General features: G+C 41.0%; 17 protein-coding genes and 1 tRNA gene. 8 read left to right on the top strand and 10 right to left on the bottom strand.

Translation table 11 applies throughout. The features are described from left to right. Window positions 1–27 precede the first annotated feature (27 nt). On the bottom strand, window positions 28–621 hold the full coding sequence (locus GC101_RS05865; protein ID WP_171716488.1) for a YdeI/OmpD-associated family protein: 594 nt from the start codon (window positions 619–621) through the stop codon (window positions 28–30). Window positions 622–644: 23 nt separating this feature from the next. After that, the gene (locus tag GC101_RS05860) at window positions 645–935 is read right to left on the bottom strand and encodes a hypothetical protein (protein ID WP_171716487.1); all 291 of its coding nucleotides are present in this window, start codon (window positions 933–935) and stop codon (window positions 645–647) included. A gap of 154 nt (window positions 936–1,089) precedes the next feature. Here GC101_RS05860 and GC101_RS05855 point away from each other — a divergent pair, with 154 nt between their 5' ends. Beyond that, the gene (locus GC101_RS05855; RefSeq protein ID WP_171716486.1) at window positions 1,090–1,572 is read left to right on the top strand and encodes a cupin domain-containing protein; all 483 of its coding nucleotides are present in this window, start codon (window positions 1,090–1,092) and stop codon (window positions 1,570–1,572) included. Window positions 1,573–1,645: 73 nt separating this feature from the next. Here the strand turns inward: GC101_RS05855 and GC101_RS05850 are convergent, their stop codons facing one another. Further along, window positions 1,646–2,071, bottom strand: a complete 426-nt coding sequence (locus GC101_RS05850; RefSeq protein ID WP_171716485.1) for a hypothetical protein — start codon at window positions 2,069–2,071, stop codon at window positions 1,646–1,648. Window positions 2,072–2,265: 194 nt separating this feature from the next. On the opposite strand from GC101_RS05850, the gene GC101_RS05845 reads away from it, so the two are divergent. Beyond that, window positions 2,266–3,237, top strand: coding sequence for a helix-turn-helix transcriptional regulator (locus tag GC101_RS05845; RefSeq protein ID WP_171716484.1), 972 nt, complete (start codon window positions 2,266–2,268; stop codon window positions 3,235–3,237). Between the two features lie 524 nt (window positions 3,238–3,761). Here the strand turns inward: GC101_RS05845 and GC101_RS36710 are convergent. Together GC101_RS36710 and GC101_RS05840 are read right to left on the bottom strand one after the other, a co-directional pair. Next, on the bottom strand, window positions 3,762–3,956 hold the full coding sequence (locus GC101_RS36710; protein ID WP_076245371.1) for a DUF6199 family natural product biosynthesis protein: 195 nt from the start codon (window positions 3,954–3,956) through the stop codon (window positions 3,762–3,764). A 503-nt stretch (window positions 3,957–4,459) separates the two neighbouring features. Further along, window positions 4,460–4,690 (bottom strand): YuzF family protein, encoded by a 231-nt coding sequence (locus tag GC101_RS05840; RefSeq protein ID WP_231575419.1) that lies wholly within the window; start codon window positions 4,688–4,690, stop codon window positions 4,460–4,462. 862 nt (window positions 4,691–5,552) lie between these two features. On the opposite strand from GC101_RS05840, the gene GC101_RS35985 reads away from it, so the two are divergent. Beyond that, entirely contained in the window at window positions 5,553–5,783 is a 231-nt protein-coding gene (locus tag GC101_RS35985; RefSeq protein WP_246354185.1) for a hypothetical protein, read from the top strand. Between the two features lie 205 nt (window positions 5,784–5,988). On the opposite strand, the gene GC101_RS05830 is transcribed toward GC101_RS35985, so the two are convergent. The 5 genes from GC101_RS05830 to GC101_RS05810 all read right to left on the bottom strand — a co-directional run bounded on the left by GC101_RS05830 (window position 5,989) and on the right by GC101_RS05810 (window position 13,583). Beyond that, entirely contained in the window at window positions 5,989–8,907 is a 2,919-nt protein-coding gene (locus GC101_RS05830; protein WP_171716483.1) for an HD domain-containing protein, read from the bottom strand. 131 nt (window positions 8,908–9,038) lie between these two features. Continuing rightward, window positions 9,039–10,574 carry a protein kinase domain-containing protein gene (locus GC101_RS05825; protein ID WP_171716482.1) on the bottom strand — a complete coding sequence of 512 codons (1,536 nt, stop codon included), beginning with the start codon at window positions 10,572–10,574 and terminating at the stop codon, window positions 9,039–9,041. Window positions 10,575–10,708: 134 nt separating this feature from the next. Continuing rightward, window positions 10,709–11,980 (bottom strand): hypothetical protein, encoded by a 1,272-nt coding sequence (locus GC101_RS05820; protein ID WP_171716481.1) that lies wholly within the window; start codon window positions 11,978–11,980, stop codon window positions 10,709–10,711. Between the two features lie 233 nt (window positions 11,981–12,213). After that, window positions 12,214–13,212: an Ig-like domain-containing protein gene (locus GC101_RS05815; protein WP_171716480.1), complete on the bottom strand. Its 999-nt coding sequence runs from the start codon at window positions 13,210–13,212 to the stop codon at window positions 12,214–12,216. Between the two features lie 299 nt (window positions 13,213–13,511). Continuing rightward, window positions 13,512–13,583: transfer RNA gene (locus GC101_RS05810), tRNA-Val, on the bottom strand. A gap of 364 nt (window positions 13,584–13,947) precedes the next feature. Between GC101_RS05810 and GC101_RS05805 the strand changes: the two genes are divergently transcribed. The 5 genes from GC101_RS05805 to GC101_RS05785 all read left to right on the top strand — a co-directional run bounded on the left by GC101_RS05805 (window position 13,948) and on the right by GC101_RS05785 (window position 17,946). After that, window positions 13,948–14,424 carry an NUDIX hydrolase gene (locus GC101_RS05805; protein WP_171716479.1) on the top strand — a complete coding sequence of 159 codons (477 nt, stop codon included), beginning with the start codon at window positions 13,948–13,950 and terminating at the stop codon, window positions 14,422–14,424. Between the two features lie 26 nt (window positions 14,425–14,450). Beyond that, a complete protein-coding gene (locus GC101_RS05800; RefSeq protein WP_171716478.1) occupies window positions 14,451–14,933 on the top strand; it encodes an NUDIX hydrolase in 483 nt (160 codons plus the stop codon). 26 nt (window positions 14,934–14,959) lie between these two features. Further along, window positions 14,960–15,730, top strand: a complete 771-nt coding sequence (locus GC101_RS05795) for a creatininase family protein (protein WP_171716477.1) — start codon at window positions 14,960–14,962, stop codon at window positions 15,728–15,730. 263 nt (window positions 15,731–15,993) lie between these two features. Beyond that, window positions 15,994–16,809, top strand: a complete 816-nt coding sequence (locus tag GC101_RS05790; RefSeq protein ID WP_171716476.1) for a helix-turn-helix transcriptional regulator — start codon at window positions 15,994–15,996, stop codon at window positions 16,807–16,809. A 186-nt stretch (window positions 16,810–16,995) separates the two neighbouring features. Beyond that, window positions 16,996–17,946, top strand: coding sequence for an aldo/keto reductase (locus tag GC101_RS05785; RefSeq protein ID WP_171716475.1), 951 nt, complete (start codon window positions 16,996–16,998; stop codon window positions 17,944–17,946). The last annotated feature ends 400 nt before the right edge of the window (window positions 17,947–18,346 follow it).

Genomic DNA, 18,346 nt, shown 5'->3' with positions numbered 1-18,346 from the left:
ATTATTGGGTGAAGGTAAAGGGGGCCCCTAATCACTCAATCCCTTACCGTTCAAAATATGCGGCGTATACTTCTCAACCCGTGCTGTACGGGTTTTGGATTGTTTGGGGTCTGTGAAATAAGTGATATATTGTCTTTTTCTTCCGGGGGTTAGGGCTTCAAAGGCTGCTTGCAAATCCAGATTCTCATCAAGCTTTGTTTGAAACTCTTCAGGAATCTCATACTCCGTATCCTTCTTATAATCCACTTCCAGACCAGCGGTTTCAACCTCTATGGCATTATAGATATAGTCTTTAATAGTAGCTTCCCTATCGGCTATTTCTTGAACCGTATTGAACCGGATCTGGCGCCCGGCCTGCACATTCTTGGTTTGCTGAATCAGAATGCCCTGGGGATCAGGCAGCAAGGAGCCTTTGACGAACATAATCGCACAATATTCTTTGAATCCGTGGATTAGAGCGATATTCCCGCCTTGAAACGTATAACAAGGAACCCCCCACTTCAATTCCTCTGTGAGCTGACATCCAAGCAGGATCGTCCGGAGTTTCCCGTATTCTTCCTTCCATTGACTTGCTTTATTAAAGAAAAAATCCACTTTAGGATTCAATTCACTACCTGTCATTCAGGAACACCTCTCCTTATGATTTATATATTGTGATGGCTATCCTCACTGGCAACCTTACGCTCGAAGTCTGTGATGAAGTAACGGCCGGATTGAGTTAGCCTGCTGCCGGTAACAACGGCCAACTTTATGCGATTTAGTAAACCGCCTCGTTTAAAAGTAATATTAGTAGCCCAGTCTGCTTTATGTATCTCTTCCAGGGCAGCGTAGAAAGCTTTCTTACTAGTGCCTATTTCCCGGAATTCAGGCTCTTCTTCCTGCTCGATGTATTTTAAAATGAGATAGATGATGGCTTCATTTCTTTTGATGTTCATTAGATAGGTCCTCTCGGAGTAACTGCTGTATTTTGCTGAATATTGAGTTTGTAGCATGGCGGCTGGTATAATATAACAAATATGAAAAAATGCTATTCATACTAATGGCGGCGATTGGTATAACAATATCATTTTCGACTAGGAGGGTACAAGGATGGCAATTATTTTCAATGACAAGAACGTTTCGTTTGAGCAAAGACAATCCCCGGTTCCTGAGTTTGCCTGGCATACAAGCAGGAAGCTGGCGGAGATGGCAGGGGCGAAGCAATTGCTTTTTGAGATCAGGTCGCTTGATCCAGGGAAGTATTCGTATCCATATCATTTCCATAGAAGTGTTGAAGAGGTATTTGTAATTATTTCAGGCCGGGCTACGCTCAGAACGCCAGCAGGTTTTCAGGAAGTGCAGGAAGGTGATACGGTGTTTTTTGAAACGGGGCCGGAAGGGGCGCATCAATTATTTAATCATACCGCCGAGCCTTGCAGGTACTTGGATTTACGTACGAACCTGGGGATCGATATTTGCGAATATCCGGATTCCGGAAAGATTAACATTCTGCCGTACGAGGAAATCTATATGGCGGAAGAGCGGGTGGACTACTATGAAGGTGAGGACAATGTTGCGGAGAAATGGAAGTGAGCTGGCGTGCGGTCCGGGAGCATTGTTAAAAGCCCTGCCGCCAGTAATGGTCCGCAGGGCTTTTTTCAATTTTTTAAATTACGCCTTCTCCTCCAATAGCTGTTGCTGTGAATGCTATAGGCCCAAATAGATTTATAGGCGAGATGCTATCATTTTGAATGATTAATTCATAGTTATGGATTCCAAGATATGGACCATCCACCCACAGAACATTTAATTGGATATCAGTAATTGTAGTGAAACGATAAAAGGATCTATAAATATCTACTCCGGCACGCCGGATGATAACAAAAAATGGGCTATTAGCAAGTGCAGTAAGACTAAAACTGCCATTTAACTCGACTCTACTGGAGAAAGAGGCAGGATTAGCAGGACTAATATTTACTTGCGCTGTGGCTAGAGCCGCGCCTGCTCCAGGAATCCCCGCAACCGTTACAGCAGAATTGAACGGGTCTAACGGGATTTTTGCCTCTGAACCATAACTAATAATTGTCGCCATTTATCATCACTCCATTTCATCGGTATACGTTAATATATTGTAAATCCGCAAGTATATATTGGACGTAGTTCCTGATGATTATATACATTTAACTTAAAAAGAGAGAAATGAAATAACAGCAAGTAAAATCAAGTAAGGATCTTCCATTATCTTTAAAATAAATGTAGGGTGATTGAAACGGGGTGAAATGACGAATGTACGAGTGGCAGAAACAAATTCAAATCATCGTTGATGAAATTGACATATGTATTAAAAATTATAATGATGAAGCCTTGACACTACGCAATCTTTCCCGCAGGCTGGGTTATTCCGAATTTCATACTACGAGAAAATTCAAGGAAATATCGGGTATGCAATTTAGGGATTATCTGCGGCATAGAAAACTAGCCTTTGCGCTTAAAGAAGTTCGGGATAGTGAAAAAAGCCTTTTAGATATTGCCTTTAATTATGGCTTTTCATCACATGAAGCGTTTACCAGAGCCTTTAAGGGAACCTATGCTGTAACCCCAAGTGATTTCCGGAAAAATCCTAAGCCAGTCGTTCTTCGTACAAAATTAAACCCGTTTGACCGCTACTTTTTTGGATTGGGAGAGATTGGGATGATGAAATCTACAGATGATGTAAAAATTTATTTTGTGACCATTCCCGCTCACAAATTTTTGCACATTAAAAACTATGAGAGTAATGGGTATTGGGATTTTTGGCAAAAGCAAAATCTTATCCAGGGACAGGATTACGAAACCATCTGCGGCTTACTCGATAGTATCAAGGGCAAATTGGATGACGAAGGCGGGAGTGAACCTAATGGGGGCAGCGGTCAGATTATGGCGTATATGAATGACCCGGACGGCAGACTGTGCGATTGGGGGATTCCGCGTACAGAGTGTTATGGTGCACGGCTTCCTTTGGATTATAAAGGCGAAGTACCACCACAAATGCTTATGGCTGATGTTCCGGAAGATAAATATATTGTATTTGAACATGGGCCATTCGATTATGAGCAGGAGAATCGTAGTGTGGAGGAAAAGATTGAACGGGTAATGGCAACTTTTGATTTTGCAGGCACGGGTTACTCATTTGATACTTCCCCCGGTAGAATGATTTACTTTTATTTTAATCCGGAACGGCATTTTAAGTACATCAGACCTGTGCGGAGCCACCTTTAAAGAACACGCTCCCGCGGCTGGCAATATGCGCGTTTTGAATTATATGAAATAAAATAATTTCAGAAATCTAAAGGTCACTGCTTTTAAAAGGGTGGCCTTTTTCTATGTCCTGGGAGGTGGTTACGATAGGCGATCAGAGCGATTTACCCTCAGTGTGGATGGAACTTAAAGGGCATGAAGAATGACCGTTTCTGCACTTTGAACGGTGTTATCAACGTCTGCTGTTACGTAACAACCTCCAATAGTTTTGAGATAAGTTATGCAATTGCTCAAATCAATTCATCCGCGTGGTAGCATTCATTATATAGATCAATAGGGGCTGTTATAGCCCCTATTGATTACTTCCGTTTCTTACGGCCAATTAAGCCGCCAACTATCCCAAAGATCAAAATACCAACAAAGGCAAATACAATCCAAAAGGCTATACGCACAACAATCACTCCTTTAAATAAACAATACGATAATAGGTGGATTTTCGCAATGAAAGGAGGCAGGAGCTATTGCCTTTTCTAGTCCATTTAAATCTACAGCATCGGAAAAAAGAATATGAAAAAGAGAAGAAGCATAATAATACTGCTTACTCTACTGATTACGAGATAAGCCTTACTTGGTTCGGAGTCGCCCTTTACCATCCAACCATAACGCGTGTACCAGCCCAATGACGGAAAGAAAATATTGATCAGTGAAAGGGCTATGAAAAGAATAGCGAAGCCCACCATGTTCACCAACTCCTTTATCAAATTTACGCAAAAATAATTCCTAATCCCCCACCAATGGCGATGTTGTCAAAAACAATGGAGAATGCAATACCAAAACTGATGCCTATAAAAAGCGCAGAGAGCAATCTTCTATTATATTTCAAAACGCAGCATCCTTTTCAATTATTTAACATTTGTACGCCGATCAGAGATTTTAGTTTCGAGGGGGCATAGCCCCAGGGAGGGAACAGACATGTTGCGCATAGTCTGCTACAGCGGAGTGGAGATATTAATCATGATATGAACCCTTGGGTCGGGCATTGGGATATCAAGCGATTCATGGCCGAGGTTGCAGATTATCCGGGCATCCCAATCACATATGCCAACATGCAGGGATGGAAAGAGAAAGACCAATTCGATGATTGTATGGAGGCTTTTGGGATGCAGCAAGAAAGCTTCTCGGGGTTCAGGTGTAAAAGGCATAAAAAAAGAGCTGCTTTCGCAACTCTCTCATGAACTGCCATTTACTCTGGCATGATCCAAACGATCTCACAGATGCGTACAAAGAATTTTCTGCCTCTGGTATCCAATACAACGTGGTCTGGCTTTACATCCATCAAACAGCCGCTAATCCCGCCGCGAGTGGTTTCAAGTACCACCTGCTTACCTTTTACAGACATTAAGGTTTCAACGACATAGGGATCAATTGGATAGACCATGATGGCTTGCGGCATCTGTTGATGCATTGGATACATTTGATTATTCAGCACTTTGTTACCTCCCAAATGGTTATACCTCATGCTATGCAAACGCCTAATTAAAGAACTAGGCGAGAGCCCATTTAAGATAGGTACTAAGCTTTATGACACAAATACGTTAAAATAATAATTCAACGGAGGGAATGGTTTCGGACAATGTAGATTCTAATTGTATCGTAATCAGATGTCCCGATGAACTTGCTGAAATGGCAAGAGAGTTTACCAATGGAATTATTAGTTTATAGTGAAAAGTGAACTGAACTGGGTGAAGGAGTTTATTTCAGGAGAAGTTGTTGGTCAGGCCGAAGGCCATCGACACGCGACCAAATAATCTCAGCGCAGGGGGGCCGGTTAGTGTTAGCTATTAATTACTAATGATATACCATAATAATATATAAGTTATTCCGAAGAAAAGGATTACACCCAGTATTGAGATGGCAAGAAGAATAAGGATGACTTTATTTCCGTTCATAAATGCACCTCTTAAATAAAATACCTCTCGCAATTTTTAGTGTAGGGGAGAGGTCGAAGAGAAAGATTGGGCAAGCCCTCACAACTCGATTGTAAAGGATTGGCAGAGAACTATCAAATACCCATGTGAATGGAAGCTTCCTAATGCAGACAAAACCCATACCAAACTATCCAGGATACAGCGTAAGCCGGGGTATGGTGTCCACCGCCTCCCAATCCACAAGCAAACGGCGGGCAGAAGACACCTGAGCAACTGCAGGAAGCAGCTAGAGAAGCAGCGCTTGTTTCATTAAAAAGAGTTGGTAGCGGTGATCATCAAGGAGGTGAACTAAACATGGACTGATATCCCTATGGCGGTTTCCCAGGTCCTGGGCCGGAATTCACACAGATGTTTACGGAAGTTTTGTTGTCCACTTACAATCAAGCGAAACTTCCCGGTGGCATCCTTTTGAAAAAAGGTCAGGGAGTTGTGAAGAATGGGACAGTCATTGGCAAAATTACGGCTGGAGCTGATAAAGGCAAGAGGATAGCCGTTTTTGATGGAAAAAAAACCGTCCCCAATCTCAAAAAGTTGAAGAGATGCTATAACCAAAAAAAAGACAAAACCCTTATAAAATAAAGGTTTTGTCAGGTGATGCAGAATAGGACGGATGGGGTTCGAACCCATGACCCCTACCCTGTCAATGGAGTACCGTGGTTTCCTTTACTGTCCAGTAAAATCCTAAAAGCTGATACTACTTGAAATTAGGAGGTAATACTGAAAGGATCGTTCCTTCTATATCCGCATGTTATTTTGGGTATGCTACCACCTTGCTACCAGTAATTTAACGATAGCTTGTGAAAAACATTGACTCATCAACAATTATTTTAGGGGGAAGGAATTGTGATGGTAACCCCTTAATCTCTTTCCATTTATTAATATGATCATTTAATATATCTGATTCATACCCATCTAAGGTAACTGGCGTTTTAAGTAATTCTAATATTTTATTATAAGCATTGGTTATTAAGAAATCAGAGCGTTCTTCTAAAGCAGAGTTAACTTTAATTAACCATTTTACAAGAATATTATTTAAGTTTAGAACTAATACTTCTCTGTTTTTACTACTACTTCTGGAATCAAATAGTCTCAAACCAATAATGTTTTTGTTATCATATTTAGCTAAAGAATAAGTAAATCTATGATAGTCATAGTCGTTCGAATTGATAAATTTTCTGAGGTATGTTGCTTTAGCAGTTGTCCACAAAGTTAAGTAAAAATAATTTTCGTTTATTGGTGTAATTTTTGAGATAGCTCTTTCATAGTAAGGAATAATATTATCAGCAATACGGAAAAGGTCCATATCAAGAAGTACTGGCTCTTTTATTGAATTTAGTATTTCTTGAATCTCATGGATAGAGTATTTTTTATGATAGCTATTAATAGAAAAAGTGTAAAATTTATTAATTTTAGAAATCTCATTTGGAGATAGCAATTTTGGAATCCCTGAAATAAACACTCTAATAATCGGAGTGTCTTGAAAGCTTTTTATGATTCTTGGCTCGGAATTAATTATCTTATTGATGTATATCCATTTATTATTCATAGTATCTATATGAGGTAAGGATAGATGCTCATTAAGGATTTCTATAAACCTATTATAAATTACTGGATTATCTAGGTGATTTTCTCTATCCATGTGTTGGCGAGATAAGTTAGGCTTCAAGTATTCACCTCGATAATCTATTCGAAAACTAAAGGGCCTAGAGGATTCAAACTCACTATAAGCAATACCATTTATACATGTCAGATTTTGAGGAGATTTGGGTTTTATAGCTATTGGATGAGAATTTTCATATTGGTAATTTATCCAATTCCACTGGCTCCAATCATCTTTATTGTTATCATTGACATGGGTTACATATATTTCTCCAAATACATCTTTCTCATCTATAGAATAAACAGACGTAACAAATTTTTTATTCTCTTCAAGGCTCTCTATTTCATATGTGAATTGATGAACTTCTTCACTATTGATGACACTTTGAGTACCTAATTCATTCAAGAAAATTGGAAACTCTATTTTTTTACACCACTTATTCAATAAACTGTATAGTTCATTCTTACTAAACTCTTTTTTTAGTATAAGCGAGATTTTAGTTCCACTTTTTTTTCGCGATCCTTTGTCGGTTAATAAATAACTTCTTGGACTTGTTAGACACAAGGATATTGGACCTTCTCCACGGAATGAGGAGGGTTTATAAGTCTCCACAGTTATATGTTCACTGACTGCGAATACCGATAAAAAACCCACTCCGAATTGACTGTTTGGCTTAAAATTGAACTTCCTTTGAAATTCTTCAGATGTATAGTAGGAACGCCCAACCTGCAAAAAATACTTCTTTATTATCTCTGTATCCATGCCGAGTCCATTATCTTCAATAACTAAAAGTTGTTTGAGATGTTCTTCTTGAGAAAGGGGGCTTTGAATAGCTATTTCTTCTAATGTAATATTAATCGGATATTTCTCTCTAATATGCTCACTTATTTGATTAGTGAAGGTTGGAACATCCTCTCCTTTATTTTTCAAGTCTTCAATTACTTTACATCTGGTTGCATCAAGTGCATTCTGCAATAATTCTCTGAGGAAATCTTTTTCGGACTGATAAACGTCTGAGATCAATCTTTGAAATACCATGTCTTGATCAAGTTCAAGCTTCCACTCAGAGGGGATATATGTGGCCGATATGCTTGGTTCTATTTTAATAGAAGAATTTAAAGTACCCATACTTACACTTGGGACAATCCAATTGGAATGTCTTGTGGCTTTTGACATAATTATAGACGCATTTTTCATTTCATCAACTAACCATTGACACCAATCTTGTAGAAACCTATGTTCATCTTGAGTATTACATTTTGCAGTAATTTCAATAGAATCAGTTGCTGTTAGTCGATGGGTAATTCTTTGATATTGAGTCCAATGTGCCAAGCTATCTGCTGGTAAAGGACAAGCAGCGTTCATTAACAAGGGACAGGCTCTGTCATAAGACATGTCTAGCAAATCACCAATTCTAAGCAACAGAGCAAGAAACTTTACATTTACTTCTTCTCCTCTGATGTCGCGACGTTCAGGATACTTTTCACTGTCATCAAGTTCATAGCTACTTAAGCCATGGGCCACGCAAATATCTGTTATTGTTCGAAAAAGTGAAGGATCATCAAATGAAAATTTCCCTAAAAAAGTATGGTTTTGAGTCATAACATCGACTGCCTTAAGATGATGTGTCTTCCTTATGTATTCCGCTATTAAATATCTTGTTTGTAGATCAGCTATAAAATTACGAGTACTGATTTCAATACTGTTATCCTCCCTAATTCCCATTATTTCATTCCAGCGCTTTGCCCCGCTTCTTGAAACCCATAAGTTCCATTCCTCAGATTGTAATATCTTTATTTTTTCTTGATCTGAAACGACCATGCCAGTATCGTGTAGTAAAGCTGACGCCATTATAATAAATGCTTCTGCACTCGACAAACGTAGAATAGCCTGTTCCTGATCGTTATCCTTAAAGAGCATCTTCGATATCTGCAAAATGATTTCTTCGCTGTGTTCAACTGTGTGTCTTGTATAATGGGGAAAGGTGTGGGGGATATATGAGAGCCAATTGGCTACGGATTCTCTTAATTCCAGAATTTTCCCATGATATAATGAATTTTTCCTATTTAAATATTTCATAAGAGCCATGTCCGATAAATACATTCTCCGACCTCCAAAAATCAATATCAATATCAATAAACTTAAAAGTGTATACAATGCAGGAGTTTGCATTCCGTTATCTTTTACACAATGTTCTAATGTTTTAAAGAAGCAAGGACTAGTGCTGTCAAATTTCAACTCATCATAACAGATATTGGATGTCGCTGTAATTTATCTAGCCTCTTGAGTTGACTCTCATCCACTTCACCAGCATCTTTAATAAAATGGTATACGTTATCTACTATTTCTCTATTGTTATCACGATGAGTATCAACATTTATCGGATTTGCAAAAGTTGCCACAAAGAGGAAATCTCGTTCAAGCTCTCTAATGCGAATTTCAGCCCTATTGCTTAATTTTTCAATTCCGCCATTTATTTCTGCATAACCATCATCATACTCCTGTCTAGTTATATAGTTCTCCATAAACCAAGCTGCTTCTTCAGTCTTCTGACCATAATTTTCATAAATTCCAAAAGGAGGCATTGCCGCGCATTGTAGAAGAATGTATTGGTGATCATAAGAGTGATCCCTTTTTACCCAAATCGCTTCGATCAGACATTCGCTACTGTCAAACAACCAAATATTTTCATCTATTAGACGAATATTATCAATAGGACAATCTGATGAACCTTGGGTCCACCATAACTTTAGTTTATTATATTGGTCAGCCAATCTACTCATTATTAAGTCGATTTTTTGTTTCTCTGTAATTTTAATAAGCCCTTTTTTTCCAGGACATGTTGATCTTAATATCTCGTCAAATCCTCTCAAAGCGTTTAAAACCCTATCTTCTTCACTTTCTCGGACTTCAGTGGGCTTAAGGGCCGAATCAAGAAGGTGGCTTACCTCAGTTGCATTTTGAGGTCTGTTTATAGGATCATACTGTAAAAGTAAATCAACTAAAGGATCTAAGGGTGCAAACGATTCATGTACACTTTTTAATTTTGTACGACCTACACCTCTTACAGTATCATCCGTAATTAACCATTGTATCAACTGCCCTAAAGCAAATAAATCCATTGTAGGTTTTGTTTCTGGTTTTACTTGAAACTGCTCAGGAGCTGAAAACGCAAAGTTAGCTAATCTATCTTTTTTTTCTGTCTTCACAAGACGTTCATAATGCTCAGGATCGAACCATGAAATTCCGAAATCAGCAAGTACTAAATCGTTGTCGTCATCTACTAGAAGGTTTTGCGGTTTTAAATCGCGATGGACTATATTCATGCTATGAATCTTATCTAGACAGTATAGGAGGTTCTTCACTATTGGTAATACGTCATCAATCTGGTTAATCTCATTCTTCCTTTTCCACGCATTTAGAGTGTATGGGTACTTTTTCATAATCATATAAGGGAATATGCTACTTTCAACGTTCAAGAGATCATAAAAGTAGATTGGGACAACAGCTTGAGAATCGGATAACTTAATTACTTCACGAACTTCAGTTACAAATCTCTTGTGCCTGGATGTAGCTTCAATAGCACAATCTTCTGCAAGGAACTTGATTGCGACTTGCGTTCGACCCCATATTGCGGAAAAAACAAGCGCATTACCGCCTTGACCAATTTCTTCTTCAATTTCTACTTTCCCTAGAACGGTATCAATAAACTTCCTTTCCTTAAAAAATAACCTTAATTTATTTTTATCCTCATCCACTTTGCTTACCATGTAAATTCAACAACCTTTCAATCATAAAAATTTGATGGTTTCTAGAAAAATATTTAGGTAAGGCGCTCATACCAAATCTGCTATACGTTTTTGGATTTTCATTAAAAATTTTTGAACCGTAAGATAAAGTCATATCATTTTATATCTAGTTTCATGAAGGATTTAAACAAAGCATCCGTATCATTTTTTAGAAAGTAATCTTTTGCTCCTAGATTCCAAGTATCAACAAAAGTGTTAACAAATTGTTTATAGTATTCCTCAGTAGATACTGTTTCAAAGAGTGGCACCAGATCAGAATTACTTAAAACATGAGTCATATGTTCACTATATCCAATAATTTTTTTCAAGCAATTTCCAGGGAGCCATTCTTCTTTTATAAAGGTTGATTGTTCTTTTATTAGAAACTTTATTTTATAAGTTTTATAACCATATTTACTAGTAAAGGTATCTGTAACAACAGCCAAATCGGAGTAAGATGTCAAGATAATATCATTTATTTGAAATCTATCCACAGTTAATAGGTTTATAAGTTCTTGTTCATTTGTAGGCAGATTGAGAATGGTATTGATTTCATCATTGAAGCCCTTTGGACAGTCCCCAAGAATTATTTGGACTCTGCCAATCAGGCATACTATGGTTAACCAGATTTTCATCATTGTTTTCTCAATAGTAATAGTTGACGGCAGATCAATTTTTTTATCTGGAATAAAATGAATTGATTCGCTTGTATCGGAATATCTTTTATAGGATAAGCCCAGAACTAACTTTTCTCTTGCATTCGTGGTGAGTAAAGCCTCTTTAAGCTTTTGTCTAAAGCCCTTAAAGGGACTATATGGGTACTTAGGAGAATTTATAGATTTTTTCTCTTGGAGGTACCAGCACTTATTGAAATCAATTTCAGGTTCTAAGAGTTGAATTGTCTTTTTTGTCTCCGCAAGTTGCAACAGGTGATTTTCAAAAGGGTGACCGTAAAATTCCTTCCAGTCATTGATCTCCATTTGAATATCATTGTATTCTCTCATAAGCAAATAATGTTTAAAGTAATTTTCGTCATTTGTTTTATCAAATAAAATAAGATCAACAAGAGCTTCTAGCAACTTACGATTCCACATAGACTGTTCATCACTTACTGCTTGAATAATAACTCGCGTAGGGAATGTTTTAAGATCAACTGGATCGTCTCCAGATAAAAAGTCAATCCAGCGGAACATAGAAGAGCCTACCATCGCAATTTCCTCTAATACAGTATATAAATAGTAACCTTTAGAATTATTTCTAATATGAAAATGATTTGGATATGCTATGTATTGCTGGTCATCTAAATTTATATAAGGTGTATATTCTTGGAGGATTTTAATTGAGCATTGTGCCCAATACTGCATTTGTTGTAATTTCTCGTTTTGCATATATCCTCCTTGGACTATTCTTCATGGCAATTCGCCAATGTACACTCAATAGTTCGAATGAAATATCCATACATCACCTGCTTTGGTAGTTTAGAGATATTTCTATTGTATATCAAGTCTGGATGCACCGTATAGACAAAATGCAACTACAAATTACAAACTACAAACTAAAACAAAAAGCACCTTTTTATAGGTGCTTGTTATGTGCGTTTGATCAGTTGAGGTCAAGTTATTCAATATTTCTTTAATGTGAGCTGATACCCATCAGTAGTAGTGAGTTTAATCGTTTTAGAATCCACTAGCTTTAAAGTTGTTTTCTGGTCGCTATCTTCATACTTAAAAGTGAGCTTATCACCGTTGTGAACGAAAGTGATATTATTAGGGAATTCCTCACCTTCGCTGAAGAAGGTAATTACGCCCTTAGTGTCACTCTTAATGGTCAGCTTAAAGGCTAACTCATCTGAACCTGGAGTGCTCCATTGTCCTTCAAAGGCTTTTACATCCACGTTCGAACCGCTGTTAGATTTATATAATGTGACGCTGAATGATCCGAGATTCCACATTGCGCTGCTGTCTGATTTGGTCTCTTTGAAGCCGAACAAAAGATTGTCCCCTTTGATTTCTACAGTTCCTTTTCCACTGTTTCCCCAACCATCATCTGTGTAGGAGAAAATCCCTTTACCATTTTTAATTTCTGTTCTGATCTCAACATCAGCTATCCGATTGGATGGAGGGGAACTAATAGAGAAAAAATGTCCAGTCAGCACATTATTTTTGAAGCTTTTCAGTTCGAAATAAATAGCACCATCAGTTAACAGTTGTTCTTCTGAATTTTTAATGTCCTTCTTTTCCACCCACAGCCCTGTACTGAGACTTACTGTACTAGAAGCTACATTGATTACTACATATGTGCTTTTGCCGCCTGAGCTTGTATATATGATTGCTTTTCCTGGATTGACAGCCGTTACTAAACCACTCACATTTACCGTTGCTACCTTAGTATTGGTTGAAGAGTATGTAATCTTTACATTTGTGCCTTTGGGTGAGGTAACTACGTTTGGCTTTAATTGAAATGTCTGTTTTGGTTTTAATGCATTTGACGGACTTGCGACCGATATTGAAATCACTTTTGCTGCTTGATCTGCATAAACTACGAGAGTTGGAATAGTAACCAAGGTCACAGAAGACAGGGTTAGAACAGAGACTAATAGAATATTTTTAATTAGTTTCATTGTGAAGCTCCTCTCAATTTCTTCTATAATTGAACTAATTATTTTAACAGAGACTCCTTTCAGAGAGTGTTCTTCCAGAATCTTATAACCATCTCTATACCCAACCCTACTTGGAAAAGTGGAACACCTTCTCAGAGAATAATTATTTAGAACTTGAGTTAACAGCGGTAACTGAGGATATATAGAAATGAACTCAATTACAATGATGACGCTACCATTTTGTCGAAGATGAGGTTATGTGAGAAGGTTTTAGTCCGTAAAAAGCAAAAAAAGCCTTATAGAATAAGGCTTTCTCTGTATAGGACGGATGGGGTTCGAACCCATGACCCCTACCCTGTCAAGATAGTGCTCTCCCGCTGAGCTACCGTCCTGCAACGAAATTTATAATACCATATGATGTGAGGGAATGGCAAGAATTTTTTATAACGAAGAAATAGGTTGGCTGATATATGGAATTTATTAGAGAATAAATAGGAGGCAGTACTATGCTACTCTGAGGAAGCGGATCACGGCGGAAGAGAAGAAGGTGGGCTGTGATTTGACAGGTTAGATTAACCCCTTTACTGGTGGTAGATGATAAGATAAGGTGCAGGTCCCTCTGAATGTGAGCGGGGCTTTTTTGCAGCGAAAAAGTTGAGCGACACAGAAAAGATTTTATAATATAATGATGGCGGTTGTCTGGAAAAATCTCTCAACCATTCCATTATACATAATGAAGCCGAAGGAGTTCTTCTAATGATCGTAACTTTGCATGAATCTGAAATGCCTGAGGTTAGTCTTAAGTATGTTGTGATTGTCATGAAGCAGGGTGAAGACTGGGTTCTGGTGCGGCACCGCGAGCGGTCCACATGGGAATTTGCCGGCGGACATATTGAAGCAGGAGAGAGTCCTGATGAAGCTGCCGCCAGGGAGCTGTATGAGGAAACAGGCGCTAAGGCGTACAAGTTATACCCTATATGTGTATATTCGGTGAGAAGTGAAGAAGTACCCGCGAGCTACGGGATGCTGTACTTTGCAGCTGTTGATAAGTTTGGCCCCCTGCCCCCATATGAAATGGAGGAGATTCGCAGATTCAGAGAAATTCCGGAAACGGTTACGTATCCGGGGATTTATCCAACGTTAATCGCGAGAGTAACAGAATATATCAAGCAACTGAGCGGAAATGCCAATGAAAGCAGATCTATTGAACAAGTGGAATTTGGTGCACAATAATTCTACCATTGAGCGGAGTGATTGCCATGTCTATGCCTACTCATATTGTCGCGGTCGGCGGGATTGTAGAGAATGAACTGGGAGATATTTTACTGGTAAAAACGTTTAAGGGCGGCTGGGTGTTCCCCGGAGGTCAAGTGGAGTCAGGAGAGAATCTGATGGATGCGCTAACCCGTGAAATACAGGAGGAAAGTGGCATCCTCACTGTGGTTGACCAGCTGATCGGCGTGTATTCCAATACGGGGATGTACAAAGGGCATGACGGTGTAACCGATATCCCGACCAAAGTGATGCTGGACTATGTGTGCCGGCCAATCGGCGGGACATTAGCGACATCGGATGAAACATCGGAGAGCTGTTGGGTCAACCGGGATAAAGTGCTTGAGATGATTACCAGCCCCGCTATCCGCACCCGTTATGAAGCTTATCTGGCATTTGACGGTACTGTCGCTTATATGGCCTACCAGACCAAGCCCGAATTTACAGTAAGTCTGAGCAGGAAGATATGATGCAGTACCATATAAGGAGATTATAGATGAACGTAGAATATGGGAAATTAACTTTTCTGGAGATTAAGCAAAAAGCAGCCGAAGGCTATATGGCTATTATTCCAACTGGCTGCACGGAGCAGCAGGGGCCACATGCGACGGTGGATTTTGATATCTGGCTGGCTACCGAGCTGTCCATTGAGGCGGCAACAATGGCTAATCTGAATTACGGTGTGAAGGTACTGGTAATTCCGACGATTCCATTTGGTCCTACTCCCGAGCACCGTAATTACGGCTATGGCTACATCGACATCCCGCAGAAGGTGTATGAGAATGTGATCTATGCGGTTCTGGTTTCACTGGCTGACCAGGGCTTCAAGCAGCTGGTGATTATGCGCGGCTGCGGCGGACATATGCTGAACCAGGTGGCTGTGAAATTTAATCAGGATTATGCAGGAAAAGCCAGGGTTCATCTTCCGCATCATCCGTTCCATGAGGTCTGGTGTACACATGCCGATCCGCATATTCCGGGTGGTCATGCCGACAGCTTCACCACATCACTGGGACTCTACAAACATCCAGAGTGCATCCGTGAGGAGCTGATTGAGAATCCCGGCAGTACTGAACCGGATTGGGACGATCCCGGACTCGACTTCACCAGGTACTCGGCAACGGGTGTCATTGGCGATCCGACTCATGCCAGCGAAGAATTAGGACGCAAGCTGTGGAAGGGCTCTGTGGAGGCTATCGCAGCCGAGCTGCAGAAGATTGCTGCACAGGCTGTTGAGATTAGTCAGGCTGAAGCTTCCAGGCAGTAATGGAAACATAGGCAAGCAGCAGAAAGAAAGACACATGCAAGTTAGTTAAGCCCCATAGGCTTCGTCCAATTAACCGCGACAGCGGCTTGGAGAAGCAAGTGGGGTTATTTCTATTGATCGCGGTGCGACGCGAAGGGTGTTCTGCAGCTTTTTTTGCGAGAGATTATGTTATAGCTTCTCAAGTCCGAGTTCCGTGTAAGTTTGTGAACGGCAGAGAATAAGGTAGAATAGGGACACCAATTGCTGTGAGAAGAGGTTAGTTTATGAGCGATGAGAATTTGAAGTTCAAGCGGCTTGGAGAGTATCTGAAATCGCGCCGGGACCGGCTGCAGCCTGAAGCTGCCGGGCTTAAGGAAACGAACAGCCAGCGCAGAACACCCGGACTACGGCGGGAGGAAGTGGCGATTCTGGCGGGTGTCAGCAGCACCTATTATACGTGGCTGGAGCAAGGCAGAGAAGTTACCGCTTCCAGAGAGATTATGGAGAGTCTCAGTCTGGCCCTGCGCTTGACCCCTGATGAGCGGACGCATCTGTTCGAGCTGTGGAATCCAGGGAATCCGGATCCAGTTCCTTCTATTAATACGGTGAGCCCCGGGCTGAATCCGCAATGGCGGGATATTATCAGCCAGCTGTCTTATCCGTCTTTTATTACGAATGAGCGGTCCGAGGTTCTGGCCTGGAATGATAAGGCGGGTGAAGTTCTTAGCAATTTCGGGAAGCTGCCTGCTTCCGAGCGCATTATGCTCCGTCTATTGTTTCTCGATCAGGGGCTGCGCCGCCGGATGTTGAATTGGGAGGAGTTCGCGCTCTATTCAGTAGCTGTGTTCAGAACCTATTATGACATGCATCTGCACGATCCCTGGTACAAAGACATGGTAGTGAAGCTCTGTGAGGACAGTATGGATTTCGCTGAGATGTGGAAGCTGCACAACATTCAAGGCAAAAAAGTAAATCGCGTAGTCATACAAAGTCTAAGCACGAATCAGTCTGTGACCTATGACATCAACTCCGTTGCAAGTCTGGCCGATCATCCGGGTCTGCATATCTGTATTTATACACCTGTGGTGGCAGAGAGCTGAGAATCGAATGGAGTCACTTGGACGGCCGGTCTGTTTCTATTTCTATTTCTATTTCTGTTCTGTGCTGTTCTGTTCCCTGGTAATGATCTTACTAGCATAAACGTACTGTGGCTGCTCCATGGCAGGAAGGTTAGAATAGGGACATATCCGAAGAATCTTTCACCGGGAAAAGAGGGAGACAACCAAATGCAGACAAGAACACTCGGAAACGAAGGGCTGACAGTATCGGCTCTGGGACTAGGGACGATGATGATGCCGGAGAACGAAGAGTCGGTAAAAGTGATCCATGGGGCACTCGACCTGGGAGTAACCCTGCTGGATACAGCAGATATCTATGGAGATTTCGCGCAGCAGCGTTTTGGCAGCAATGAGAGGCTCGTGGGCCGCGCGCTTAAGGGCAGACGGGATAAAGCGGTTATTGCGACCAAATTTGGCATTACGCATACTCAGGGCCCCAAGGGTGATCCGGCTTATATCAAAAAATCCGTAGATTCCAGCCTATACCATCTCGGTATGGATTATATTGATCTGTATTATCAGCACCGTCCTGATCCGAACACACCAATCGAGGAGACTATAGGCACGCTGGCTGAACTGGTCAAGGAAGGGAAAATCCGCTACATTGGCTTATCGGAAGCTTCGCCTGAGCTGATACGCCGTGCACATACGGTACATCCCCTTACGGCACTGCAGACAGAATATTCGCTCTGGAGCCGGGAGGTAGAGGATGAAATACTGCCGCTGGTCAAAGAACTGGGCATCGGATTCGTTCCTTATAGTCCGCTGGGCCGCGGATTTCTGACCGGTCAGATTAAAAGCTTCAACGACCTGCCGCCGGACGATTACCGCCGTAGCTACCCGCGGTTCCAGGGAGCGAATTTCGCCAGGAATCTCGAAGTGGTCTCGCTGATCGGGCAGATGGCAGCCGAGAAGGACTGTGCTCCTTCGCAGCTTGCGCTGGCCTGGCTGCTTGCGCAGGGTGAGCAAATTGTGCCGATCCCGGGAACAAAGCGGCTGGATCGGGTGCAAGAGAATCTCGGTGCGTTGCAGGTAGTATTGTCAGCGGATGATCTGGCCCGGATCGAGCGGATCTCCCCGCAGGGTGTTGCAGCAGGAGGGCGCTTTCCCGGCCATTAAGGGCGGAATAGTTGAGAGTTGCAGCAGCATCAGCTACGCATTGAAATGCAAAAACGTTCTTATCTGCACCGCTTGTTTTGTAAGCGGTCTGCGGATAAGGACGCTTTTTTGAGTTGCACCGACATACGGCGGGGCCGAATTCTTGCGAAAACGGAAACAAGTAACAGGTAGCAGGTGTACTGGAGCAAGTGTTCATCGCAAAAGTGAAGCGGACTGAGAGGACCCTATTTCCCGAAAAAGCCGCTTTTTGAGACTGAATCGGACTGAGATTCCGTTATTTTGTTCATCCGGCCCCAAAATGAGGGGCGGCGGGGCATATAAGAGATTCTCAGTCCGCTTGACCGGCGAATTTGCCTGATTTGCAGGAATAGAGGAATCTCAGTCCGCCTCATCAGCCAGC

It is taken from the genome of Paenibacillus phytohabitans (genome assembly GCF_013141775.1).
Taxonomy (GTDB): Bacteria; Bacillota; Bacilli; order Paenibacillales; family Paenibacillaceae; genus Paenibacillus_AQ; species Paenibacillus_AQ phytohabitans.
This window is presented reverse-complemented; position numbering and strand designations above follow the sequence as displayed.